Source organism: Comamonas trifloxystrobinivorans, assembly GCF_043359985.1.
Taxonomy (GTDB): domain Bacteria; phylum Pseudomonadota; class Gammaproteobacteria; order Burkholderiales; family Burkholderiaceae_C; genus Comamonas; species Comamonas trifloxystrobinivorans.
Window position 1 is genome coordinate 162,597 of the sequence record NZ_JBHZGV010000002.1, and the last position, 19,833, is coordinate 182,429.

Annotated in this window: 17 protein-coding genes and 3 tRNA genes; 5 read left to right on the forward strand and 15 right to left on the reverse strand. The window is 60.9% G+C overall.

What is annotated here, in order from left to right; all coding sequences use genetic code 11:
* Positions 1–217 precede the first annotated feature (217 nt).
* Complete coding sequence (gene ggt, locus ACFIQF_RS02440) at positions 218–2,212, forward strand: gamma-glutamyltransferase (RefSeq protein WP_393939741.1); 1,995 nt, start codon at positions 218–220, stop codon at positions 2,210–2,212.
* A 73-nt stretch (positions 2,213–2,285) separates the two neighbouring features.
* On the opposite strand, the gene phnX is transcribed toward ggt, so the two are convergent.
* The 5 genes from phnX to ACFIQF_RS02465 all read right to left on the reverse strand — a co-directional run bounded on the left by phnX (position 2,286) and on the right by ACFIQF_RS02465 (position 8,425).
* A complete protein-coding gene (phnX, locus tag ACFIQF_RS02445) occupies positions 2,286–3,119 on the reverse strand; it encodes a phosphonoacetaldehyde hydrolase (protein ID WP_393939742.1) in 834 nt (277 codons plus the stop codon).
* A 57-nt stretch (positions 3,120–3,176) separates the two neighbouring features.
* Positions 3,177–4,304, reverse strand: a complete 1,128-nt coding sequence (locus tag ACFIQF_RS02450) for a TIGR03364 family FAD-dependent oxidoreductase (RefSeq protein WP_393939744.1) — start codon at positions 4,302–4,304, stop codon at positions 3,177–3,179.
* A 44-nt stretch (positions 4,305–4,348) separates the two neighbouring features.
* On the reverse strand, positions 4,349–6,073 hold the full coding sequence (locus ACFIQF_RS02455) for a putative 2-aminoethylphosphonate ABC transporter permease subunit (RefSeq protein WP_393939746.1): 1,725 nt from the start codon (positions 6,071–6,073) through the stop codon (positions 4,349–4,351).
* Positions 6,074–6,170: 97 nt separating this feature from the next.
* Entirely contained in the window at positions 6,171–7,337 is a 1,167-nt protein-coding gene (locus ACFIQF_RS02460; protein ID WP_431193939.1) for a putative 2-aminoethylphosphonate ABC transporter ATP-binding protein, read from the reverse strand.
* A gap of 65 nt (positions 7,338–7,402) precedes the next feature.
* On the reverse strand, positions 7,403–8,425 hold the full coding sequence (locus ACFIQF_RS02465) for a putative 2-aminoethylphosphonate ABC transporter substrate-binding protein (RefSeq protein WP_393939749.1): 1,023 nt from the start codon (positions 8,423–8,425) through the stop codon (positions 7,403–7,405).
* A gap of 207 nt (positions 8,426–8,632) precedes the next feature.
* Between ACFIQF_RS02465 and ACFIQF_RS02470 the strand changes: the two genes are divergently transcribed.
* On the forward strand, positions 8,633–9,049 hold the full coding sequence (locus ACFIQF_RS02470) for a ribonuclease HI family protein (protein ID WP_393939750.1): 417 nt from the start codon (positions 8,633–8,635) through the stop codon (positions 9,047–9,049).
* Between the two features lie 111 nt (positions 9,050–9,160).
* On the opposite strand, the gene ACFIQF_RS02475 is transcribed toward ACFIQF_RS02470, so the two are convergent.
* Together ACFIQF_RS02475 and ACFIQF_RS02480 are read right to left on the reverse strand one after the other, a co-directional pair.
* Positions 9,161–11,458 (reverse strand): IPTL-CTERM sorting domain-containing protein, encoded by a 2,298-nt coding sequence (locus tag ACFIQF_RS02475; RefSeq protein ID WP_393939752.1) that lies wholly within the window; start codon positions 11,456–11,458, stop codon positions 9,161–9,163.
* A gap of 501 nt (positions 11,459–11,959) precedes the next feature.
* The gene (locus ACFIQF_RS02480; RefSeq protein ID WP_393939753.1) at positions 11,960–13,108 is read right to left on the reverse strand and encodes a DNA-binding protein; all 1,149 of its coding nucleotides are present in this window, start codon (positions 13,106–13,108) and stop codon (positions 11,960–11,962) included.
* A gap of 142 nt (positions 13,109–13,250) precedes the next feature.
* On the opposite strand from ACFIQF_RS02480, the gene ACFIQF_RS02485 reads away from it, so the two are divergent.
* Positions 13,251–14,342, forward strand: coding sequence for a site-specific integrase (locus ACFIQF_RS02485; RefSeq protein ID WP_393939754.1), 1,092 nt, complete (start codon positions 13,251–13,253; stop codon positions 14,340–14,342).
* Here the strand turns inward: ACFIQF_RS02485 and ACFIQF_RS02490 are convergent.
* From ACFIQF_RS02490 to infA, 7 genes are all read right to left on the reverse strand, one after another.
* Positions 14,339–15,133: an acetyltransferase domain-containing protein gene (locus tag ACFIQF_RS02490; RefSeq protein ID WP_393939755.1), complete on the reverse strand. Its 795-nt coding sequence runs from the start codon at positions 15,131–15,133 to the stop codon at positions 14,339–14,341. The two genes, ACFIQF_RS02485 and ACFIQF_RS02490, sit on opposite strands and share 4 nt — an antisense overlap.
* Before the next feature lie 126 nt (positions 15,134–15,259).
* A tRNA-Pro gene (locus ACFIQF_RS02495) sits at positions 15,260–15,336 on the reverse strand.
* 82 nt (positions 15,337–15,418) lie between these two features.
* Positions 15,419–15,643 (reverse strand): hypothetical protein, encoded by a 225-nt coding sequence (locus ACFIQF_RS02500; protein WP_393939757.1) that lies wholly within the window; start codon positions 15,641–15,643, stop codon positions 15,419–15,421.
* A 43-nt stretch (positions 15,644–15,686) separates the two neighbouring features.
* On the reverse strand, positions 15,687–15,938 hold the full coding sequence (locus tag ACFIQF_RS02505; RefSeq protein ID WP_393939758.1) for a hypothetical protein: 252 nt from the start codon (positions 15,936–15,938) through the stop codon (positions 15,687–15,689).
* 321 nt (positions 15,939–16,259) lie between these two features.
* Positions 16,260–16,336 (reverse strand) — tRNA-Pro (locus tag ACFIQF_RS02510).
* A 120-nt stretch (positions 16,337–16,456) separates the two neighbouring features.
* Positions 16,457–16,533: transfer RNA gene (locus ACFIQF_RS02515), tRNA-Pro, on the reverse strand.
* Positions 16,534–16,666: 133 nt separating this feature from the next.
* Positions 16,667–16,915: a translation initiation factor IF-1 gene (infA, locus tag ACFIQF_RS02520; protein WP_393939760.1), complete on the reverse strand. Its 249-nt coding sequence runs from the start codon at positions 16,913–16,915 to the stop codon at positions 16,667–16,669.
* A gap of 324 nt (positions 16,916–17,239) precedes the next feature.
* Here infA and ACFIQF_RS02525 point away from each other — a divergent pair, with 324 nt between their 5' ends.
* The gene (locus ACFIQF_RS02525) at positions 17,240–18,004 is read left to right on the forward strand and encodes a hypothetical protein (protein ID WP_393939761.1); all 765 of its coding nucleotides are present in this window, start codon (positions 17,240–17,242) and stop codon (positions 18,002–18,004) included.
* Positions 18,005–18,025: 21 nt separating this feature from the next.
* Positions 18,026–18,517 (forward strand): EVE domain-containing protein, encoded by a 492-nt coding sequence (locus ACFIQF_RS02530; protein ID WP_393939763.1) that lies wholly within the window; start codon positions 18,026–18,028, stop codon positions 18,515–18,517.
* Positions 18,518–18,521: 4 nt separating this feature from the next.
* Here the strand turns inward: ACFIQF_RS02530 and ACFIQF_RS02535 are convergent, their stop codons facing one another.
* Positions 18,522–19,751, reverse strand: a complete 1,230-nt coding sequence (locus ACFIQF_RS02535) for an MFS transporter (RefSeq protein ID WP_393940014.1) — start codon at positions 19,749–19,751, stop codon at positions 18,522–18,524.
* Positions 19,752–19,833 lie beyond the last annotated feature (82 nt).

The following is a 19,833-nucleotide window of genomic DNA, read 5'->3' on the forward strand; positions in this document are numbered from 1 at the left end:
CAAAGGCTGCTTAATTAATACGATGTATATTATGTTAAGTAGCTTGTGAAGTTAAGCAACCGCTAGTTGCCTACTTTCCATCAGCACTACTTGCCCAAAAGCGCTCTGCTCCAGTCCGCTACGAGACTTTTCAGGGTAAATGCGGGTGCGTTGCGTGCCGCAAAGTTTGATTTCCCTCAGACAATTTCTGCTTGGACTGACCCGAGGAGAAAAATACATGCGTTCCATCCGTTCTGCGATTCCTGCGCGTTACAGCGTAGCGGCGCTGGCTTCGATTGTTGCCCTGACTTTGGCTGGCTGCGGCAGCTCGGGCAGCGATAGCGACAACCAGCTCGTCAGCAGTGCTTGTGAGGCTACAACTGGGGATGGATCGGTGGTGGTGGGCTCTGGCCTGCCCGGCGATCCTTCGTTTCCCGAGCTGGCATCGGGCTACCGCACCGGTAAAAAAGTGGTCGAGGGCCACAAGTACATGGTGGTCACAGCCAACCCGCTGGCTTCCAAGGCTGGTTGCGAGGTTTTGAAATCTGGCGGCTCGGCGGTGGATGCTGCAGTGGCTGTGCAGATGGTGCTGGGCCTGGTGGAGCCGCAATCGAGCGGTATCGGCGGCGGCGCTTTCATGATGTATTACGACGCGGCTAGCAAAAAAGTGACCGCCTATGACGGCCGCGAAACCGCGCCCGCCGCTGCCACGCCAGATTACCTGCGCTACATCAGCGACAGCGACAAAACCGCGCCGCAACCGAGCGCCCGCGCCAGTGGCCGCGCCGTGGGCACGCCCGGCGCTGTGCGCATGTTGGATATGGCGCACAAAGACCACGGCTCCAAACCCTGGAAGGACCTGATCCAGCCCGGTATTGATCTGGCCACCAACGGCTTCAAGGTCAGCGGCCGCATGTCGGACGCTTTGGCCGGCGCCAAGACCGCGCTGCAGGCTGATGCGGATGCACTGGCGCTGTATTTCAACGCAGACGGCACCACCAAGACCCTGGGCCAAACCTTCACCAACCCGGCCTACGCCGCTACCTTGAGCAAGATTGCCACCGGCGGCGCCGATGCTTTCTACACCGGTGCCGTGGCCCAAGGCATTGTCGACAAAATTGCAGTCACGCAAAACGTTACCACCGGCAGCGCCATCACGCCCGGCGTTACCACCATGGCCGATCTGGCCGGCTACCAGGCCAAAAAGCGCGAGGCCATCTGCACCACTTACCGCGCCAAATACGTGATCTGCGGCATGCCGCCGCCATCGTCTGGCGGTATTGCTGTGGCGCAGGCCATGGGTGTGTTGGAGAACTTCGATCTGGCACCGCACAAACCCACAGCCATGGACGTGGAAGGCGGCAAACCCACCGCCATGGGCGTGCACCTGGTCAGCGAAGCAGAGCGCCTGGCTTATGCCGACCGCGATGTCTATGTGGCCGATACCGATTTCACCCCCCTGCCCGGCCCAGTGCACAGCACGCTGCTGAGCAAGGATTACCTCAAATCCCGCGCTGCGCTGGTGTCCAGCACGCAAAGCATGGGCACGGCCACGGCTGGCCAATTTGGCAGCGCGCGCCTGGGTGTGAGCAACGTGCATGAAAACGGCACCACGCACATGACCATCGTCGATGCCAAGGGCAACGTCGTCAGCATGACGACCACGGTGGAGGCCGGCATGGGTTCTTACCACGTCACGCAAGGCTTTGTGCTGAACAACCAGCTGACCGATTTCTCGGCCGCGCCCACCAGCGCCGACGGTCTGCCGATTGCCAACAAGCTGGAAGCTGGCAAGCGCCCCCGCAGCTCGATGGCGCCGACCTTGGTGTTTGAAGCCAATGCCGATGGCACGCCCGGCGCCTTCAAAATGGCGACAGGCTCACCTGGCGGCAGCACCATCATCCAGTTTGTCACCAAGACCTTGGTAGGCGCGCTGGACTGGGGCATGGACGCGCAACAGGCCACCAATATGGTGAACTTTGGCGCAGCCAACAGCAAAACCACCAACGTCGGCGGCGAGCACCCCAACATTTTGGCGGCCAACAGCGGCGACAACGATCCGCTGGTCATCGCGCTGCGCGGCATGGGCCACACGGTATCGGTCAACGCCCAATCGAGCGGCGTGGGCACGGTGATCCGCACGTCCAGCAACGGCGAAACCCGTCTGACCGGTGGCGCCGATCCGCGCCGCGAAGGTGTGGTGCTGGGCGATACCTATAAAGACAAGCAGTAAATAAACCCAGTAAAAAACCCGCTGCGAGTCAGCCTCGCAGCGGGTTTTTCTATGGGCACAGAAACTGGGCGGCTCAAGCCGCCAGCGCTGGCAACTCCTTGCGCTGCAAATGCTCGTTGATCTGTGCCACCACCGGCAGCAGATCGGCCACGCTGTCGATCACGAAATGGGCGCCGGCGTCACGCAACTGCCGGGTGGCGGTGGCGCGCACTTCGGATTGTTGGGCGGTTGGCAGGGCTTGCCATTCGGGCAGCGACAGGCCATTGGCGTTGCCGCTGATGGCTACGCCCACTGTCCAGCAGCCGGCGTTCAGGCCTTCGGCGATGCCGACGCCGGTGTCGTCCACCTTCACCACGGTGGATGCGGGCCACACGCCCAGGTCGGCAAAACAGCGGTACATCATCAAGGGGCTGGGGCGGCCGGCAGCCAGGTCGCCGGCGCAGACGATGTTGTCGGGCGCGTAGCCGGCTTTGGCGGCGATGGGTTGCAAGATGTCCATGATCGGGCGGTTGTAGCCCGTGGTGCTGCCAATCTTGATGTCGTCAGCGCGCAGCTTGGCCACCACGTCGAGTGCGCCGGGAATGAAGTCGGCAAAATCGCCCACCACGCGGGCGTTCATGGGCGTGAAAACCTCGTACAGATGGTCGATATCGCTGGTCGCCACCGGCTTGCCGTATTTGCGCTCCCACTGCGCCGCTACTTCGGGCAGGCTGCACAGCGCGTGGATATGGTCCCATTTGGCCGAACCCATGGGGCCGCGCGCCTGCGCAATCGTGATGTCTATACCAAAGTCTTTGAACAGTTGCACAAAGGCGCCCATAGGTGCGCGCGAACCAAAATCGACAATGGTGCCGGCCCAATCAAAAACAACGGCTTGTACGCGCTGCGGGTTGTGAAAATTCGTCATGGAGTGCTCTCCCCTCTTCTCGTCAATCCAAAAAATAGTGCTCAATATCTGCGTGCTTTACCAGGCGGCGAAGGTGTCATGCGCCACGCCAAAGCCGGTGCTGGCTCCGGTGCCGCTGGTCACCACGGCAACGCGGGTGGCGTCGTCCGGAGCTTCGATAAAACAGTCGGTTTTCGGCGCCGACGGGTAAATGCCCACCCAGCGCTCGGTCACGCGGTAATCGGTGATGTGCAGCGCCTCGCGCATGTGGCGCAGCATCAGCTCGTCCACGGCGTCGTGCGCAAACGGGCCCACTGCCGCGCCATAGTGGTGCGAATCGCCAACGACCAGGCTGCCGTCAGCGCTTTGCACTACGATCAGGTGAATGCCGTTGTCCAGGCTGGCGCCCTCTTCTTTTTGCAGCTCTTGCAGCAATGGCTGCGCCTCGGGCAACTGGCTGTAGCCGTGGTAGCGCACCAGGCTGAGGTCGCCCATGACGGATGCGTTCAGCTTGAAACCCGCTTGCGGCTGCACACGCAGCATCTGCAATTGGCACAAGCGCACCTGGTGTCTGGCAAACAGCTCGCTGTACAGGCCATGAATGTCGGCATTGGTGCAGACCACCACGCGCTCGGCATGCAGCGTGGTTTGGGCGGTCACCACCTTGGGCGTGGCGATTTCCAGCACGGCTTCGCCAAAGCGGAAAACCACGCCATGGGCCTCGGCCAGCCAGCGGGTGAGCTGGCCAATGGCTTCGCGTGATTCCACACGCATTTCAATCGGGCTGTGCAGTACGGCTTTGGCGTGGTCCAGCTTTAGCTCGGGCGCATGGCGCGCCGCTTCTTCGGGGCTCCAGAGCGAGCAGCCCACGCCGTGCGCCATGGCGGTTTTCATAAAGGCGTTGAGCACGTCGACCGATTTGTCGCGCGTGGCCACCAGGTTCAGCCCTTCGTGCACCACGCGGATGCCGGCTTGGGGTGCAATCTCGGCCCAGACGTCGCGGGCAAAACGCGCACGGCGCCAGGTGTCGCCAGCACCTTGGCCGGTGACGGTGACAAATCCAAAGTTGCGGATCGAAGCGCTCACGCAGGCCGCGTCGCGGTCCACCACGCACACTTTCAGGCCTTTGCGCGCGGCTTCATAAGCATGGGCCAAACCCACAATGCCTGCGCCTACCACCAACACATCAAAACTACTGCTGCTCACTGCTTTTCACCTTCTATTGCTATCACATTCAGTTTTCAGAAAAATCAACGCTTGCGCCAGGCCTGCGTGCGCTGGTTCAGCCACCAGCCCAGCAACTGGTAGAGCACGGTCACGACACAGCTGATGGCGGCGATCATCACGGCCATGGCGGCGGCGGCGGCCATGTCGCCGGCTTCGTCCAGGTTCAAGATGGCGACTGCACCCAGGCGCGTGTCGGGCGAGTACAAAAAGACCACAGCCGAGATCGTCGTCATCGCCGCCACAAAGAAGTAGCGCGACACTTCCAGCAGCGCCGGCAGGCACATCGGCAAGGTGACGCTGAGCAAGGTGCGGTAGAAAGGCACTTTCAGCGAGGCACTGACAGCCTCGAACTCGCCGTCAATCGACTTGAGCGCGGTCACCAAGGTCATGTGGCCGGTGGTGAAGTAGTGCATCACCGTGCACAGCACCATCAGCGGCATGGTCTGGTACAGAAAATTCAGCGGGTTGGCCGGTGCGTTGAAGAAGAAGATGTAGCCCAGGCCCAGCACCAGGCCGGGCACGGCCATCGGCACCATGGCGAGCACGCGCAGCACGGGGCGCACGGCGTCCATGCCCTTGGTTTTCTCCAGCAGATAGGCACCCACAAAAACCACGATCGGGCCGACAATCGCGCTGCTCACGGCCATGGTCAGGCTGTTGAAAATGGCGGTGTCCACGCCCGCATCCACCAGGCCGCTGGTGTAGTGCGACAGGGTCAGGCCCAGCTGGTACGGCCAGAACTGCACCAGCGAAGCAAAGATGGCCATGCCAAACATGGCCAGCATCATGGCGGCCAGGCCCCAGCACAGCAAGGCGCAAAGGCGGTCGGTGCTGGCGTGTTGGCTGGGTTGCAGCACCACAGCGCGGGCGGTCAGTACCGAGGTCTGCTTTTTCTGCACCTGGCGGTCAATCAGATACGTCAGCACAGCGGGCAAGAGCAGCAACAAGGCCACTACGGCGCCGCGCTGAAAATCTTGCTGGCCGATCACCAGTTTGAACACATCGGTGGCCAGCATGTTGAAGTTGCCGCCAATCACTTTAGGGATGCCGAAATCGGTGATCACCAGCGTGAAAACCACCAGCGCGGCAGACACCACGCCGTAGCGTGCCGAAGGCAAAGTGACCGTGAAGAACTGGCGCGTGCGGCTCGCACCCAAGGCTGTTGCGGCCTCATACAAGCGCTGGTCGCCAATGGCCAAGGCGGTGATCAGGATCATCAGTGCGTGCGGAAAAGTGGCAAAGCACTGGGCCAGCACAATGCCGGGCGCGCCATAAATACTGTCAAAACCCAGGGCCTGCACCACGCCTTTGAGCAAGCCCTGGTTGCCAAACCAATAGATCAGCGAGATGGCCGAGAGCAGCGAAGGTGCCAGCAGCGGCAACAAGCTGATGCTGCGCAGCACGCCTTTGGCACGAATGCCCGAGCGCGTGATGGCGTAGGCAAAACCGAAGGCGAGCGGAATGACGATGGTTGTGACCAGCAGCGACACCCAGACGCTGTTCCACAAACTGCCGAGCAAGGCGGGTGAGCGGAAATAGGCGATAAAACGCGCAAAACCGGCTTCGCCATTCTGGCCTGGCGCAAAAGCATGGCTCAGCAAGGCAGCCAAGGGGCCGAGCAGGCCAACAATCAGCAGCAGAGTCATGCCCAGCAAAGCGATGTGGGCTATGCGGTCTGCCGGCGCGGTGCGAATGCGGGCGCTGCGCGAAGCATTGCCGGCAGGAGCCGTGATGGAAGGTGACGTCATATCAGAGGCGCAGCGGGCTGCGCGAGAAAAGGCAGGTATTTGGTAAAAACGGGCTCTGCGGCCCGTTTGGTTGGCGCACTGTGTGGCGCCTTGGCAGTCAATATTTCTGCGGGAAAATCTTCAGCTGCGCAGCGTTGGCCGAGAACTGCAGCCAGCGGCCCGGTTGCATGTCGAGCTGCGCCCACTGCGCGGGCGAGAGCTGCAGCTGCAAGCGCTTCTCCGGCAGGCGCTGCACATCGACATGCGCGATGCAGAGAGAGCCCAGAAATTCCACATGCTCTACCGTGGCCGTCCACACCGGCGCGCCCGTCGTGCTGGGCGCCGGGTTGGCGGGCGGCATGGCGGTGCAGCTGTGCACCACGCAGTCTTCGGGGCGCAGGTAAACATCGAGCGCCTGGCCTTTGCTCAGGTGCGGCGCTTGAGGGCAGAACAGGCGGTGGCCGCCGAGTGTGATGCCGCTGTCGCCGGCCGCAATGGCCTGCAACTTGTTGGCTTTGCCGATAAATTCGGCCACAAACGGTGTGGAGGGCGCCTGGTAAATCTCCATGGGCGTGCCCACTTGCTCAACCACGCCGTGGTTCATGACCACCACACGGTCGGCAATGGCCATGGCTTCTTCCTGGTCGTGCGTGACCATGATGGTCGTCACATACAGGCGCTGCTGCAAAGCGCGGATCTCGTTGCGCAGGTGCACGCGCACCGTGGCATCCAATGCGGAGAGCGGCTCGTCCAGCAGCAGCAAGCCCGGCGACATGGCCAGCGCGCGTGCCAATGCCACGCGCTGTTGTTGGCCGCCCGAGAGCTGAGCCGGGTACTTGGTGCCCGAGCCGCTCAGACCCACGGTCTCCAGCAGGCTGTGCACTTTTTGCGAAACCAGGTGTTTGGGCTGCTTTTGGCTGACCAGGCCGTAGCCCACGTTGTCGGCCACCGTCAGGTTGGGAAACAGCGCGTACGACTGGAAAACAATGCCGTAGTCGCGCTGCGCGGCAGGCAGTTCGGAGACGTTTTTGCCGTCTTGCCAGATCTCGCCGCTGGTCTGCGCTTCCAGGCCGGCAATGGCTCTCAGCAAGGTGGTTTTGCCGCAGCCCGAAGGGCCCAGAAAACACACCAGCTCGCCGCGCCGGATCTGCAGATTGACCGATTGCAGCGCCGTGAAGCCGCCGTAGCGCTTGTGCAGGTGGCGAATGTCGAGGTAAGGCGCGCCCTCCTCGGCTTTCTTGCCAGCCAGCGGTTCAAAGGCGTACGAGGTATCGCGCACGGGCATGGGCGCGGTCACTGCGCCCTCTTGTACGGTGGGGTTCACGGTCATCTGCATCGGTCTCGGCTGGCTTACTTCTTGGCTTCGCTCTTGGCGTCGTAGCGCTTGGTCCACTCGCCCAGCACGCGCTCACGGGCATCGGCCATCTTGTTGAAATCCAGCGGGATCAAGCTCGATTCGTAATCGGCCGGAATGTTTTCCAGCTTTTGCGCCATGCCAGGCACCGCCGTCACGGCAAAGTTCTTGCCGTACAGCTGCATGGCGTCTTTGCTTACCGCCCAGTCCACCAGCTTTTTGGCGGCATCCAGGTTCTTGCTGCCTTTGTAGATGGCAACACCTTCGAGATCCCAGCCCAGGCCTTCTTTGGGGAAGACCAGATCAATCGGCGCGCCCTTGGCCTTGTTCACGTGGCCGCGGTACTCGAAAGAGATGCCGGCCACGTATTCGCCCTGCGCTGCCATATTGCAAGGCTTGGAGCCCGAGTGCGTGTATTGCGCAATGTTCTCGTGCAGCGCGTCCATGTACTTCCAACCGCCGCCTTGGCCGTTGTCGTCGCCAAACAGCTGCAGCCAGGCGGCCACATCAAAATAGCCGGTGCCGCTGGAGGCCGGGTTGGGCATGACGACCTGGCCCTTGAACTCGGGCTTGGTCAGGTCTTGCCAGCTGGTGGGCGTGGGGATGTTGCGCTTTTTGGCCTCCACCGTGTTGAAGCAGATGGTGGCGCCAAACACGTCCATGCCCACCCAGTGCGGCGGGTTCTTGCTGTCGCGGTACTTGGCGGTCACTGCTTCCAGGCCCTTGGGTGGGTAGCCTTGCAGCATGTCGTTCTTGTCGAAAATGGCCAGGCTGGAGGCGGCCACGCCCATCACCACATCGGCCTTGGGATTGGATTTTTCAGCCAGCAGCTTGGCGGTGATGACGCCGGTGGAATCGCGCACCCACTTGATCGCCACGTCCGGGTTGGCCTTGTTGAAAGCGGCTTCGTAAGCCTTGAGCTGGTCGATCTCCAGCGCGGTGTAGACCGTCAGTTCGGTCTTCTGCGCAAAGGCCGCGCCTGCGGCCACCATGGCTGCTGCGGCAGCGACGAGCTTCATCCAGTTTTGCATTCTTTACCTTGTCCGTTGAGTGTTGGAGAGAACGGGACGAAGTATCTGAATGTTGTGTGACGCGTTCATGGCGCAGCGATGACGATTCGGTGACATTGTCACGACACCGCCATGCAAGCCGCTTTGCCCTGCGGGCCAAACAGCGCGCAAACACCTCGCTGCGCGTTGGCGCAAAGTCGCGTTATGCTGGGCTCCATGCATAACAGCAGCGAATGGTGGACTGTCCATATAGACGGCAGCGCCCTGCCCAACCCCGGCCGCATGTCCATAGGTGGCATTGCGCACGCGCCCGATGGCGGTCACCACACTTTTCAGCAAGCGCTGCCCGGCACCGGCTGCAACAACGAAGCCGAAGCCCGCGCTGCCATCTACGCTTTGCAGTGGCTGCAACAACTGGGCGCTCGCCAAGTGCTGCTGCACACCGACAACAGCATCCTTGCCGAGCAACTGAGCCAGCCTGCGCCCAAGCGTATCGAGCGTTTATGCCAGCTGTATGACAGCGCTCGGCAATTGCTCGCCGGTTTTGACGCGGTGCGCGTGCAATGGATTCCGCGCCATAAAAACACCGTGGCTGATGCCTTGGCCCGGGTGGATGCCAGCTCGGGCGGCTGAGCCGGGCAATGCTCCGATCCGCTAACGGCCCATAAAAAAGCGCTGTACAGCTTGTGTACAGCGCTTTTATCGGTTCAGCTTTGGCCACCGTTCGGGCGGCCAGCTCAGCATTTACTGCTTGCGCATACGCAGCGCGGCAAAACCAGCCATCAGCAAGGCCATCAAGGCTAGCGCCCATTGGCCCAGCGTCGGTACGGGCGCTGGCACGGGGGCCACAGCCTGGCTGGCGGTATAGGGCAAGGTGTTGTTGTTGGGGTTGGAATCGGCCGTAGTGCTGCCTGCGGTGATGGTGGCAGTGACCGTGCCGCTGGCTGGTGCCACGTAGCTCACCTCGCACACCAGCTTGCCGCCTTGGGCCAGCGGTGTGCTGGTGGGCGAAGTTGGCGTGCAAACCGTAGTAGCGCCTGCGGGCAAGCCTGGGATAGCGCAGGTGGCGTTAGCGGCTGCGCTCGGGCCGGCATTGGTGCAGGTGATGGTGCCCGTTACCGTTTGGCCAGCCGTTACCGTGCTTGGCAAAGTGGTGCCGGTGGCTTGCATGTCGGCAGACTCAGTCATCGTTGCACTGTAGGGCTTGGTGTTGTTGGTTGGCACGGCATCTTTGGTGCTGGAGCCAGCGGTGATGGTGCCCGTGACCGTGCCGCTGCTGGGTGCCGTATAGCTGACGTTGCAAGTCATGCTGGTATTAGCGCCAAGCGGCGTTGCGGTTGGCGAGGCTGGGTTGCAAACCGTGGTGGCGCCTGCGGGCAAACCTGGGATTGCGCAGGTCGCATCGGCGGCCGCGCTGGGGCCAGCATTGGTGCAGGTGATGGTGCCGGTTACCGTTTGGCCAGCCGTTACCGTGCTTGGCAACGTGGTGCCGGTGGCTTGCATGTCGGCCACGGGCGTTACCACCGCTTCATACGGCAAGGTATTGTTGTTGGGGTTCGAATCAGGCGTGCTGCTGCCTGCCGTGATGGTGGCCTTGACCGGGCCGCTGCCAGGTGCCACATAGCTCACGGTGCATTCCATTTTTGCCCCCACCGCCAGCGGTGTGCTCGTGGGCGATGTGGGCACGCAGACCGTGGTTGCACCAGCAGGCAAACCAGGGATGGCGCAAGTGGCAGCCGCTGCTACGCTGGGGCCGGCATTGGTACAGGTGATGGTGCCTGTCACCGTCTGCCCGGCTTCCACCGTGGTGGGCAAGGTAGTGCTGGTGGCTTGCATGTCGGCAATGGGTGCGGCGGTATCGGTATCGGTTGCCGAGTTGTTGGTGGTATCGGGGTCCACAATGCCGTTGGGCGGTGCAATCTTGGCGGTGTTGACCAAATTACCGGTGAAATCGCTCGGCACCGTCAAAGTCAGCGTATAGGTAACGCGGCCGGTTACTGCGGGCAAGTTCACTGCCGCGTCATTGATGGCGCCGGTGCCGCTGGCCGTGCAAGCCGAACCGGTATCTGCGGCGCATGTCCAGCTTGCCACGGTGATGCCAGCGGGCAAAGCATCGCTGACCTTGGCACCAGTGGCGTCATTGGGCCCGGCATTGCTGGCAATGATGGTGTAGACCACATCGGTGCCCGGCGTGAAGGTACTCTGGTTGTCGTCCTTGCTGATGCTCAGATCGGCCTTGGGCGGCGCGATGCTGAGCACTTCTGCCGTGGGGCAGCTGGCGCCGTCGTTATTGGAAGAGCCAGGGGCAGACGAGATCAGCGTCAGGGCGCCGGTAGTCAGATCGATCTTGTAAAAACCAGTGCCATTGTTGTCGATACCGAACAGCCCGTTCGTGCCGGAGAACTGCGAGCCAAACCGTGGAATAGTGCCCGCAGGGGGCGAACCGATGAGGGTCACCGTGCCGCTGGGCACTTCGATGGAGTAAAGCTGACCATTGTCGCCATAGGAATACAGGCGGTCACCTACCCAGCCCATATCCGAAATATTAATAGCCTGCGAGAGTGTTATGGGCGTGGCGACAGCGGGGCTGACGCTGGTGTCAATGGCGTATAAGGCGGTGTTGTTGTTGGACTCCTTCACGTAGTACACGCCGTCAGTGCCAAAAGTAGCAGCGTTGTAGTTGGCTGTCGCGGTGCCGCCGACAATCGTGGTTGGCAAGCCGGAGACCGGGCCCAAAGAGGTGGATGCGCCCGTCGTCTCGTCGATCTTCAGCAATTCCGTGCTGAAAGTCACAATGCCGTACAGCCCGTTGGTGGGGTGAAAAGCCAAGGCGTTGTAGACGTGGCTTGCCTGCCCTTGCGTCACAAAATTGACCGGCGTGCCCGAGTTGCGCAACAAAAAGGTGTTTTCCTGCGTTCCGCTTTGGGACAGGTAGATATCGCCGTTGCAAACTGGCGCAGCAAAAGTGCTACAACTGGCTGCGAATGTAGCAAGCGCCAATGAAACTTGGCGAGCCGCTCCGAATAGGGATTTGAGGTGCATGGTGGTGAGATGGCGTTGAAGTTTTTAAATACAGGCCCTGCAGCCTTGCTCTGTTTTTGGGTGAATGAATGACTTCGACACCGCCTCACCCAACGGGGCTAACCTTCTCAGGCGGGAGCTGCGAGCAAGGCCTGAATCCGGTTGGTTACCACTATGCAAATAGTAGCGATGTGGCATCGATATACATACACCCCGCCACCAAGGTGCTGGGCTCACAGCCGCCCTCACCGCAATATCTATAAATTTATAAATCTTATTTTTTGGGCACCGCATCAGTTCAAGTCAGTGCATTAAGTCCTTTATCTTTCGATATATTTTCATCAATAGAATCCAGCTATTTTTAATGAGTGCTGAAACAGGCGGCGCGTGTCCTACAAAGCGGATTCGGCCTTGAACACGCCATATTGAGGCGGCCTCCTACGAACTACTGTTGTTTTAAAAGCGTCCGCAGCCGCCGGCTGCCAACTGCTAGCGGCCTGCCCAAACCACCCAGTAAGCCGTCTAACGTTTGGCTCGCGATAGAGCGGCTCCGCGTTGAAGCGCCGCCCTGGCCATTTGGGCGGGGCTGCGGCCCGCCCGGGCTGGAGTCTGGGCACGCGCGGGCGGCGCAAGGCGCTGGGCGTTCTGCTCGCCCACTGCCTGCGATGGCGTCGCAGCCGCATGCAGACGCTCTTGCAACTGGTCTATTTGCCATTGCAACTGCGCCATTTGTGCGCTGTGCTGCTGCTCATTCAGCGCCAGTCTTTGTGCATGTTGTTCAGCGGCCATCAGCATGCTTTGGCGCAGCTGGGCCGCATCCGTTTGCACCTGGTTCAATTGCTGCGTGCCCTCTTCCAGCTGCACTTGCATGCTTCGGCGCTCTGCCTGCCATTCGCCTTCCAGCTTGGCGAGCTTTTCCTGTTCAGTGCGCTGGGCGGCCATCCACTGCTTGACCTCTTGGCGCGCCCGGTCTACTTCTTGCAGAGCGCGGTGCTGTTGCGCCTGAGCGGCCATTTGCTGCTCACGCATTTGCTCTGCGTGCTGCTTGTCTGCTTCATCACGGGCTTTGCGCGTGGCAAAAAGCTCTTGTTCCAAAGCTTGCAGGCGCTGTTGCTGCTGGGCGGAAAACTGGTCTTTTTGCCGGCCCGCCTGCTCCAGGTCGGCCAAACGCGCGCTTTGCATCTTGATCTGCGCGTGTGCTACGGCCAAGGCTTGCTCCAGCGATGCGCGTTGTTGCTCCATCAGCGCCTCGGCTTGTTCTAAAGCTTGCTGAGCTTCTGCCTGTTGGGCTTGCTCAGCCGCCAGCTGTTCGCGCTCGCTGGCCAATTGCGCTTGTGCAGCTTGCTGGGCTTGCTCCAAAGCGCCCTGCCACACCGCTTGCATGGCTTTGGCCAGCGCTGGCGGAATGGCGGCAGCGCCCTGCCCTGCTTGCTGGCTGCTGTCATCGCTGGCTGCAATCACCACGCCGCCACTGGCTTTGAGCTGAGCCATACGCGGCCCCAAGGTGGCAAACCACTCTTCGAGCATGGGGCTGACGGTATTGGGCGAGCCGCGGCCAATGGTCTGGCGCACACGCTCGATGGTGGGGCGTTTGCCCTCCAGCAGCAGCGCATCGGCGGCAGCCCAGACATCCTCGCGCTGTACGGCGCGGTTGCTACGCAAATTTTCCATTTTTAGACTCACTATCTAGATTACTATCGATAAGAGGTTCTTATCGAAAGTTATATTTTTAATCGTGTAATACATCATACATTAGATGTAATATTCAATCAATATGAAATCACACAATCCACCTGACAGCGGCCTGCAGCCAATGCTTCCTGCTCTCAGCAGCTTGCCAACGCCAGCGCTGCAGCCCGATCTGTTGTCTGAGGGCGCGCAGGCAGCGCTGAATGCCTTGCGGCTGGAGGCCGAATCGCCCAACACCACCGCCAGCTACCAAGGCGCGCTGCGTTATTGGGCGGCCTGGTATTGGTTGCGCTTTGGCCAAGCAATCGCCCTGCCCGTCTCCGCCAGCGCTGCGCTGCAGTTCGTGGCCGACCATGGCGCACGAAAAGGCGAAGCTGGCCTGGTGCACGAACTGCCTGCGGAGATTGATGCGCAGTTGGTGCAGCTGGGCTTCAAGGGCAAACCTGGCGCGCTCGCGCACTCCACCTTGGTTCACCGCATTGCCGTGCTCTCCAAAGCACACAGCCGCAATGCCCTGCCCAACCCCTGCCAAAGCCCTGAAGTGCGCGAGGCACTCTCGCATCTGCGCAAGGCCTATGCCAAGCGCGGCCAATTGGTGCAGAAAAAAGCCGCGCTGACACGTGCTCCGCTGGAGCAATTGCTGGCCACCTGCGATGGCAGCCTGAAAGGTCTGCGCGACCGCGCCTTGCTGCTGTTTGCCTGGTCCAGCGGCGGCAGGCGGCGCTCCGAAGTGGCGGAGGCGCGCATAGAATGGCTGCAGGAGTTGGGCGAAGAACAGTTTTTGTACGACTTGCGCCTGTCCAAAACCAACCAATCGGGGCTCGATCGTCCAGAAAATTTGAAGCCAGTGGTCGGCGTTGCTGGTGCAGCGTTGGCGCAGTGGTTGCAAGCCGCAGGTATTACGCAAGGCCCGATATTTCGGCGCATCTACAAAAATGGCCGGGTTGGTGATGCGGCGCTGACCGCCCTGTCGGTAAACAACATCGTCAAAGAGCGTTGCGCTCTGGCCGGCATCGACGGCAATTTTTCAGCGCACTCGCTGCGCTCAGGCTTTGTGACCGAGGCTGGTCGACAAAACATGGCCTTGGCCGACACCATGGCAATGACCGGCCACCAAAGCGCTGCCACGGTACTGGGCTACTTCAGAGCCGAAGCGCCGCTGGCCAACAAGGCAGCGCGCTTGCTGGACGATGAAGAAGAAACGAAGAAAGCCTAAGCGCGCAGCACTTGCAACATCAGCATCAAGGCACCCAGCAACACCAGCTGGTGCAACATGTAGTACGGCAAGCTGTGGCGCCCCAGCCAGGCCAAAAGGCGGCCGGCGCGAGACTGCACTGACCGCTGCCACCAGCTGCCACCATTGCTTTGTGAGCTTAGCCAATAACGTCCAGCCACCAGCCCGATCAGCATCACACCCAACCACGGCAGCAACGGCACATAGTCTTCGGTGCGCGGCTTCTGGGTTACCAAGCCCAGCACCGATCCTGCGCGGCTATTGAGGGCGGCAGCCAGCGCACCGCCGCCATCACCGACCAGCAAGCGGTAAGCGTGCGGCAAAGCCAGGCAAGCCGCAGCCAACACCAGCAGCAACCAGGTGGGCGCCCGCCGCAAACCGCGCAGCAAAAGCAGCATCAATGCCATGCCGTGCAACACACCAAAGTAGATGTAGCTTTGCGGAAAAACAAAGTACGAACCAACACTGACAAGCAAGGCGCAACCCGCCACCAGAGACCAGCGCCGTAAAAAGCGCCGCCATGGCACAGCTTGAGCCAAAGCCGCCGCCTGCCCCATGCCGGCACACAGCAAAAACAGGCTGACGATGGCGGTGCGCTGCCACAGCCAAAAGGGATCGCGGTAAAAATCCTGCTGCCACAGCCGCAGATAGCTCAGGTCAAAACAAAAGTGAAAGACCGTCATCCACACCATGGCCAGGCCGCGCAAAGCATCCAGGCGATCCAGGCGTCCGTTGAAAGGCTGGTGAGTGGTGGCGGGAGATGGTTTGCGCACTGTGTGTTTCAGAAAAGCGCCTGCACCAGGCAACACACAGCACTATAGCGGGCGGCTGGCTGCGCGCTGACCGGCACGCCGCAAATAGAAAAACCCGCTGCAATTGCTTGCAACGGGTTTCAATAATGGTCGGAGCGGCGGGATTCGAACTCGCGACCCTCTGCTCCCAAAGCAGATGCGCTACCAGACTGCGCTACGCTCCGACAAGCTGAAATTATAACCAGAATTTAGAGGCGCTTTGGCAAAGCGCGCAATTTGGCAAAAGAAACTGCAAAAGTGGCCCGCTCAGGCCCGCAAACTGGGCACGAACAAGCCCAACACAAACCAGACGGCGTGGCAGATCCACAGCAGCAACATGTACAGCCGAATCTGCTCGGCGTCCCAGTTGGCGGCAAACCAGCTCACCAAGGCTACCGAACGCCAGCCCTCCAGCCAGTCGGCACCACCTCGGCATACCACCCAATAGGTGAACGCGCTATCGAGCGCAAACCACAGTACCCAGGCAAACACGGTACGCGCTCTCCTTTTTGCTACTCAAGGCTGAAACGACGGCTCAACCCAAGGCCACTATCGTGCCATCCTGGGCAACCAAGGCATTGTTATCACCCACCAAAAGCCGAACACCCATGAACTCCGCTTCCCAGCCCGCAGGCAGGCGGAAGTTCATGGTGTCGGTGACCAACTTGCGCGTGGCGTTGAACTCATCGAGCGCCATCTGCGTCAGCTGAAAATGCTGCGGTTGGACGTTATCGTGGGCTTTCCAGTGATCGCGCAGCGCGGTAATCATCAAATCGTAAAGTTGCATGCCGCAAGTCTAACCAAGCTTGGCGACTCTAGACTCGGCGGGTTTACGCAAGCAGAGGCAATGGCCGCCAGCGACACCTGCAAGTACAATTTGCGTACCGTGTCCCAGACAGGCAGTGCTGGCCAGGTTGTGCAGCGTCAATGGCGGCTTGCAAAAGCTGCTAAGTACGAGAGGTGGAGTTCGGTACCACTCCCTCCTGGAAGGCCCGCCGAAACCCCGAATGCTTGATTGCTTCGGGGTTTTTGCGTTTTTCGCCCACACCGCCGCATTCTCCAAAAGCAAAAGGCCTTAGCTGCAAAACAGCTAAGGCCTTGATAATAATGGTCGGAGCGGCGGGATTCGAACTCGCGACCCTCTGCACCCGAAGCAGATGCGCTACCAGGCTGCGCCACGCTCCGACAAGCCGTTATTGTAATCCTCTGAAAAACAGCAAGATCAGAATTTTATTTATACCCGGATTAAATAATTTCGGACTTGAAAAAACCCGCTGCAATTGCTTGCAGCGGGTTCATCAATAGTGGTCGGAGCGGCGGGATTCGAACTCGCGACCCTCTGCTCCCAAAGCAGATGCGCTACCAGACTGCGCTACGCTCCGACATGGGTGTTATTGTAACCAGAGTTTTTGCTGCTTTTGGCAAACTTGCCATAATTTTTGCAGCAAGCTTTGCAGCCCTGGTTTGCCACCTGCGCACTTCGGACCACTGCCTGGTCCGTCGCACGCGCGCTATTTAGTGGCTCGAAGGCGCCGGGCCGCGGCCGGGCAGATGACGGAAAGTGATGCGGCCCTTGCTCAGGTCGTAGGGCGACATTTCCAGCGATACCTTGTCACCGGCCAGAATGCGGATGTGGTGCTTGCGCATTTTGCCGCCGGTGTATGCAATCAGTTCGTGGCCGTTGTCCAGCGTCACGCGAAAGCGCGAGTCGGGCAACACTTCGGTCACAGATCCTTGCATCTCGATCAGTTCTTCTTTAGCCATAAAAGTCGGTAAATCCTTGTCCGGGTTGTGCAGTGCAGCGCCTGTCTTCGCTGCGTTGTTGCTTCCATGCAGGCCGCAGTGCAACACTGTGGAAGGGATTACGGCCTGTTTTGGGAGCGGCCCGCGCACGCTGGCACAGGAAAAGCGCCCCCAAAAAAAGCAGTCAGAGGGAGCTGTTTGCACGCCTTCTGCTGCCGTAGTCCTAAATGCGATGGTTTACAAAGCTCTCTATTGTACTATGCAGAGAATTTTTTTGCTGTAGCGCGAAGCTGCTGGCTCGCGCAAATGTTTTTCTTCAGCCCTGCTTTTGCCGGGCAAGCACCCATGCGCAATGCACTAGATTTCAGCTCCTGGCAATCGCTGCTTTCCACCCTGCTCGGCCTGCTGCTGGCCACCTTGCTGATGCTGGGCATCCGCCTGGTGTTCATGCAGACCCTGCAGCGCAAGCGCGAGCGAGAAAACCGGCAGATCAATGAGCGCCTCAAAACCCTGATTGCAGCTTATAAAACCTTGGGCAGCTCATTCACCGGCGAGCTGGCAGTAGATCCCAGCCACCTCAAGCAGATGCGCGAGCAGGCTGTTGGCGAGCCACAAGACTGGGAAGCGCTGAAAACCCAGACCGAGCGCCGCCGCCGCATACGCGATGCGGTGGAAGCGGCTTTGTCCGATGTGATTTTGCTGGGCACCGAAGAGCAAGTGGCGCTCGCCGCCCAGGCTGCGCAAGACATGGTGGCCGGCCGCCCGGTGCACACGGGCGCGCTGGTGGTGTCGCTGCGCAGTTTTATCCGCGAGGCACTCGATCTGCAGGCCATTCCCGCCAGCGTCACCATCCCCGACCAAGGGCCGCAACGTGTGGCTGGGAGCGGCGGCGGTGGCAGCAAGCGCACCAACAACGCAGGCGGTAATGCAGGCGGCGCTGGCAAGGGTGGTGGCGGTGCAGGTGGCGGCATGGGCATGGGCGGCGGCATGGCTTTGAGTGCGGGCGCCACTGCCAGCGCGCATTCTGCCAGCGCTGCGGTTGCATCAGATACCGGCCTTTCTGAGATAGAGTCAGCGGCAGCCGATCTGCCAACCGGCATGCCCCGCTAAACTCTGCTGCCCTGCAAAACCATGACTTCCAGCACCACCCCGTCGCCCCGCTTCTGGCTGATGAAGAACGAGCCCGAAGAGTGCTCCATAGACCACGCCTTGGCCGCGCCGCAGCAGACCGTACCTTGGGACGGCGTGCGCAATTACCAGGCGCGCAATTTCATGCGCGATGACATGCAAGTGGGCGATGGTGTGCTGTATTGGCATTCCAGCTGCGCCGAGCCTGGCATTTATGGCATTGCGCGTATTGCCGGAAATCTGCGCACCGATGAGAGCCAGTTCGACCCAGCTTCCAAGTACTACGACCCAAAGTCCAGCCGCGACAAACCGCGCTGGTTGTTGCTCGATGTGCAAGCGCTGCGCAAGATCGCCCCGATTGGCGTGGCCACCCTGCGCCAATACCCGGAGCTGGCCGAAATGCGCGTGCTGCAAAAGGGCAACCGCTTGTCGATCACGCCCGTGGATGCGGCGCACTGGCATTTCATTTTGGCACTGGCAGGCGCCAAAGCCTGAGCCCTCAACGCTGGCTGGCCTGCCAGCGCTGGCCCACCACGATTGCCAACGACCAGCCCACACCGCACAGCGCCACCAGCATCACCCAGCTCCATTGCCAGCCACCGGCCCACGATGCCAAGGCGGCCAGCATGGGCGGCCCGGCAAACTGGCCTACGCAAGACAGCTGCTGCATAAAGCCGACGGTGGTAGAGACCGTGTTGGTGTTGGGCGCCAAATGCACCGCCGCCGTGAACAAGGTGCCCGGTATCAGCCCGCCCACCGCAGAAAAACAGACCATGGCCAGAAAGCGGCCCGTCAGCGGCAGCAGGCTCTCGCCATTCCATTGCACAAAGGCCAGCACGCCGCACAGAGCCATGATGACAAAACCCGTCTGTAAACTGCGCTTGGGTGGCCAGCCGCTTTGCAGCAATCGGCCCGAGGCCACGTTGCCCAGTACATTGGCTGCGGCCATCAATGCCGTCAGCAAACCTGCCATTTGCGAGCTCAGGCCGGCTTGCGCATAAATGGTTGGCAAAAAGCCGACCAGGCCAATCCACTGGCAGCTGTAGACGGCAAAGCTCACCGCTACCAGCCAAGGGCCGAGACTGCGCACGGTTTGCAGCAAGCGGGCGTGCCAGGCATGTTGGTAAGCCGCATTGGCTTGGCTGCCAGCCGCAGCTCCGGGCGCATGTGCCGCATCTGCCGGCACCCAACGCCACACTGCCAGCGCCGCCAGCAAAGACGAAGCACCCAACAGCAACCACCAGAACTGCCAGCCCACAGCGCGCAAAACCCAAGGGCCCAGCATCAAGGCAGTAGCACTGCCCAATGGCATGTAACTGCCCCACCAGCCCATGCGCCCGCTCAGCTCGGAAGCCGGCACGCTGCGCCGGATCAGCCCCGGCCCCGGCATGACCACCAGCAAAAAGCCCAGGCCTTCGAGCACCCGCGTCGCCAGCAGCCAGACAAAGCCCGTCGCTGCGGCGCCTGCAGCGCTGGCGGCCGCCATCAGCAGCAAGCCGATCAGCATGGTGCGGCGCAAGCCCCAGCGGTCGGCCATCAGGCCCACGGCCAGGCCCAAAACCATGCCTGCCACTTGCACGGTCGAGAGCAAAAAGCCCGCTTCCACCAGCGATACGCCCAATTGTTGTTGCAGCATGCTCACTGCTGGCGGCAGCTTGCCCACGTGCAAAGAGGCACTCACGCCTGCTGCCACCACTATCCATGCCGGGCTGAGCCCCGGCCGCGCCATGCTGTTCATCTGTTTTCCGTATTGGTTTGCGGGCTGACCATACCATGCGGCGCAGGCCCGGCTCTTGCCGCTGCGCAGTCTG

What these genes read in the sequence shown, in the direction of transcription:
- ACFIQF_RS02475 (WP_393939752.1), bottom strand. Translation starts at nt 11,458, where the DNA reads ATGCACCTCAAATCCCTATTCGGAGCGGCTCGCCAAGTTTCATTGGCG.
- ACFIQF_RS02485 (WP_393939754.1), top strand. Translation starts at nt 13,251, where the DNA reads ATGCTTCCTGCTCTCAGCAGCTTGCCAACGCCAGCGCTGCAGCCCGAT.
- infA (WP_393939760.1), bottom strand. Translation starts at nt 16,915, where the DNA reads ATGGCTAAAGAAGAACTGATCGAGATGCAAGGATCTGTGACCGAAGTG.
- ACFIQF_RS02465 (WP_393939749.1), bottom strand. Translation starts at nt 8,425, where the DNA reads ATGAAGCTCGTCGCTGCCGCAGCAGCCATGGTGGCCGCAGGCGCGGCC.
- ACFIQF_RS02525 (WP_393939761.1), top strand. Translation starts at nt 17,240, where the DNA reads ATGCGCAATGCACTAGATTTCAGCTCCTGGCAATCGCTGCTTTCCACC.
- phnX (WP_393939742.1), bottom strand. Translation starts at nt 3,119, where the DNA reads ATGACGAATTTTCACAACCCGCAGCGCGTACAAGCCGTTGTTTTTGAT.
- ACFIQF_RS02480 (WP_393939753.1), bottom strand. Translation starts at nt 13,108, where the DNA reads ATGGAAAATTTGCGTAGCAACCGCGCCGTACAGCGCGAGGATGTCTGG.
- ACFIQF_RS02530 (WP_393939763.1), top strand. Translation starts at nt 18,026, where the DNA reads ATGACTTCCAGCACCACCCCGTCGCCCCGCTTCTGGCTGATGAAGAAC.
- ACFIQF_RS02470 (WP_393939750.1), top strand. Translation starts at nt 8,633, where the DNA reads ATGCATAACAGCAGCGAATGGTGGACTGTCCATATAGACGGCAGCGCC.
- ACFIQF_RS02460 (WP_431193939.1), bottom strand. Translation starts at nt 7,337, where the DNA reads ATGCCCGTGCGCGATACCTCGTACGCCTTTGAACCGCTGGCTGGCAAG.
- ACFIQF_RS02505 (WP_393939758.1), bottom strand. Translation starts at nt 15,938, where the DNA reads ATGCAACTTTACGATTTGATGATTACCGCGCTGCGCGATCACTGGAAA.
- ACFIQF_RS02455 (WP_393939746.1), bottom strand. Translation starts at nt 6,073, where the DNA reads ATGACGTCACCTTCCATCACGGCTCCTGCCGGCAATGCTTCGCGCAGC.
- ggt (WP_393939741.1), top strand. Translation starts at nt 218, where the DNA reads ATGCGTTCCATCCGTTCTGCGATTCCTGCGCGTTACAGCGTAGCGGCG.
- ACFIQF_RS02535 (WP_393940014.1), bottom strand. Translation starts at nt 19,751, where the DNA reads ATGGCGCGGCCGGGGCTCAGCCCGGCATGGATAGTGGTGGCAGCAGGC.